Consider the following 2,540-nt stretch of genomic DNA (forward strand, 5'->3'; position numbering starts at 1 on the left):
CCACATGGTGGTGATGCCCGACGCCGACATCGAGCAGACGGTCGACGCGCTGATCGGCTCGGGCTACGGCTCGGCCGGCGAGCGCTGCATGGCGATCTCGGTGGCGGTGCTGGTGGGCGACGTCGCCGACAAGGTGATGCCGCTGCTGACCGAGCGGGCCCGGACGCTGAAGGTGCTCAACGGCACCAACCTGACCGCCGAGATGGGCCCGATCGTCACGCGTGCGGCGCACGAGCGCATCACGGGCTACATCGCCCAGGGCGAAAAGGAAGGCGCCAAGCTGGTGGTCGACGGGCGCGACTTCGACGCCAGTGCCGCCGGCGAGGGCTGCGGCGACGGCTTTTGGATGGGCGGCACGCTGTTCGACCACGTGACGCCCGAAATGCGCATCTACAAGGAAGAGATCTTCGGGCCGGTACTGTCCTGCGTGCGGGTGCACGACCTGAAGGCGGCGGTGGACCTGATCAACGACCACGAGTTCGGCAACGGCGTGAGTTGCTTCACGCGCGACGGCAACGTGGCGCGCGAGTTCAGCCGGCGCATCCAGGTCGGGATGGTGGGCATCAACGTGCCGATCCCGGTGCCGATGGCCTGGCACGGCTTCGGCGGCTGGAAGAAGAGCCTGTTCGGCGACATGCACGCCTACGGCGAGGAGGGCGTGCGCTTCTACACCAAGCAGAAGTCGATCATGCAGCGCTGGCCCGAGAGCATCGGCAAGGGTGCCGAGTTCGTCATGCCGACGGCCAAGTAGCCAGGTGCAGGGCGTCTTCCTGCCCGCACGAGAGAAGCTTCAAATGTAATTTGCGGCGCGGTGATTGTTGTGAAGCGGAAATGTGGTCGGTGGACGATCGGGCTGCCATCCACCCACCAGGAGCTTCGACATGACCACCGCGTTCGCGCGCCAGGGGCAGCACCGACAGGTCTGGCCCGAACCCATGCCCCTGCCTGCGCGCGGCGCTTCAGGCCGGGATGTCCACTTCCTCGAGTTGCTGGCAGCCTACAGGGCGTCCGGCGGCCTGGCGACGGGTCACGAGATCGCGGTGCGAAGGCCTCTCACCGGACCGTCCGAACTCGCGCGCGCCATCGCGTCCCGTGAGCTGATCAGCCTGGACTGGAGCGGCCAGCGATGGCTGCCGGTCTTCCAGTTCGAGCGCGGCGACCTGGCGGTCTGGAAGCCGGTGCGAGTCCTGGTCGACGAACTGTCGGTCGTGCTCGACGACTGGGAAATCGCCGGCTGGTTCGTCGAGCCCCATCCATGGTTGAGCTGCGCAACGCCGCTGCAGATCATGGGGTCCGACTTTGCGCGTGTGCACGATGCGGCGCGTGCGCTGCGCTTCGCATGCCGGAACTGACGCCGCGCTCATACGGCGCCGGCCGTTGCGCCGAGCGATCGGCGCGTGCTGGCGCGGCTCAACGCGCGGAGGCGAGGGCAGAGTGGCTGCCGCCCTGTTGCCCGTGCATGGCTGCGAGTTCGAACGAGCCGCTGTCCTCGCCGTAGAGTGCATCCAGCTGGCCGCTCTTCTCGGCTGCGGCGAGCTCGGCCTTGACTTCCGAGCGGGGCTCGGTCAGGGACTGGTGGCGCGACAGATAGACCGAGCCGCTGTCGGTGCCATCCAGCACGTTGAGGCTGCCGTCGGCGCGGGCCTCGGCGACTTCGGCCTTCACTTCGCTGCGCGGCTCGCTGGGATCGAAGTGGGCCGCCAGGTAGGCCGAACCGCTGTCCTCGCCGTCGAAGGCAGCGATCTGGCCGCTGGCCTGGGCCGCTTGAGCTGCGCCTGCACTTCGGCGCGGGACAGGCCCTGGGCCGAAGCCGCGGCAGCCGACAGGGCGATGGTGGCGGCCACGAGGGCCAGCTTTGCATTTAGCTTGATCATGATTTTCCTTTTCGCATCCGGGAGAGGAAGAAGTCGAGCCGGAAGATGCGCATCCGACGACCCTGTGGTATTCCCTCGACGGGCTGCGTCGTCGTTCGGGGTGGGCCTGGCGCGCTGCGGTCCGTCTCGGTGGCTCTACTGTCGGATTGCGGCGTTGCCCGGCGATTGCGGGGGATCGGGGCGCCGAGTCGTTTGCAACGCCGGCTGTTTCATTCGAAATCTGCGCTGCTTGCCGGTCCGGCACCGGCCGCATCGGCGGAAGCCGGTCGGGTCTTCCCTGGCGCCCTGCCGCGGAGGCTACTTCTTGCGATGAACCATCTCGCCCACGATGGCCGTGAACTGTTCTTCGATCTCGTGCTTGAGAAAGTCCTTCGACAACACGGTGGCGGCGACCAGGGTCGGGACGACCTCGAGCTCGAACTGCTATGGGTTCCTTCGCCCTCCGCGCTGAGGGTCATCAGCGACTGCTGGCGCCGCATGCTGCCCTTGACCTGCGTCGACAGGATGCTTGTCTGATACCAATTTGCGTTCAATAGATTAGATATGATGTCAGCCCACGAACCTCAAGGAGTCGTGGATGAAGACATTAATCGTGGGTGATAAGCCGACTGTTGAGCGCTTGGCGGAACGGCTCAAGCGAGCCGGCAGTCATGCGGAGTACCAGCG

At 66.5% G+C, this 2,540-nt stretch carries 4 protein-coding genes; 3 read left to right on the top strand and 1 reads right to left on the bottom strand.

Annotation, left to right across the window (positions count from 1 at the left end; translation table 11 throughout):
* Window positions 1-751 (top strand): aldehyde dehydrogenase family protein (locus AC1DY5_RS50980; RefSeq protein WP_478121907.1); only part of this gene is annotated, 751 nt, incomplete at its 5' end.
* Window positions 752-881: 130 nt separating this feature from the next.
* Window positions 882-1,352, top strand: a complete 471-nt coding sequence (locus AC1DY5_RS50985) for a hypothetical protein (protein ID WP_478121908.1) — start codon at window positions 882-884, stop codon at window positions 1,350-1,352.
* 58 nt (window positions 1,353-1,410) lie between these two features.
* Here AC1DY5_RS50985 and AC1DY5_RS50990 read toward each other — a convergent pair whose 3' ends face one another.
* A complete protein-coding gene (locus AC1DY5_RS50990; protein ID WP_478121909.1) occupies window positions 1,411-1,665 on the bottom strand; it encodes a hypothetical protein in 255 nt (84 codons plus the stop codon).
* A 518-nt stretch (window positions 1,666-2,183) separates the two neighbouring features.
* Between AC1DY5_RS50990 and AC1DY5_RS50995 the strand changes: the two genes are divergently transcribed.
* On the top strand, window positions 2,184-2,390 hold the full coding sequence (locus AC1DY5_RS50995) for a hypothetical protein (protein WP_478121910.1): 207 nt from the start codon (window positions 2,184-2,186) through the stop codon (window positions 2,388-2,390).
* The last annotated feature ends 150 nt before the right edge of the window (window positions 2,391-2,540 follow it).

This window comes from Variovorax sp. P4_D9 (genome assembly GCF_056401695.1).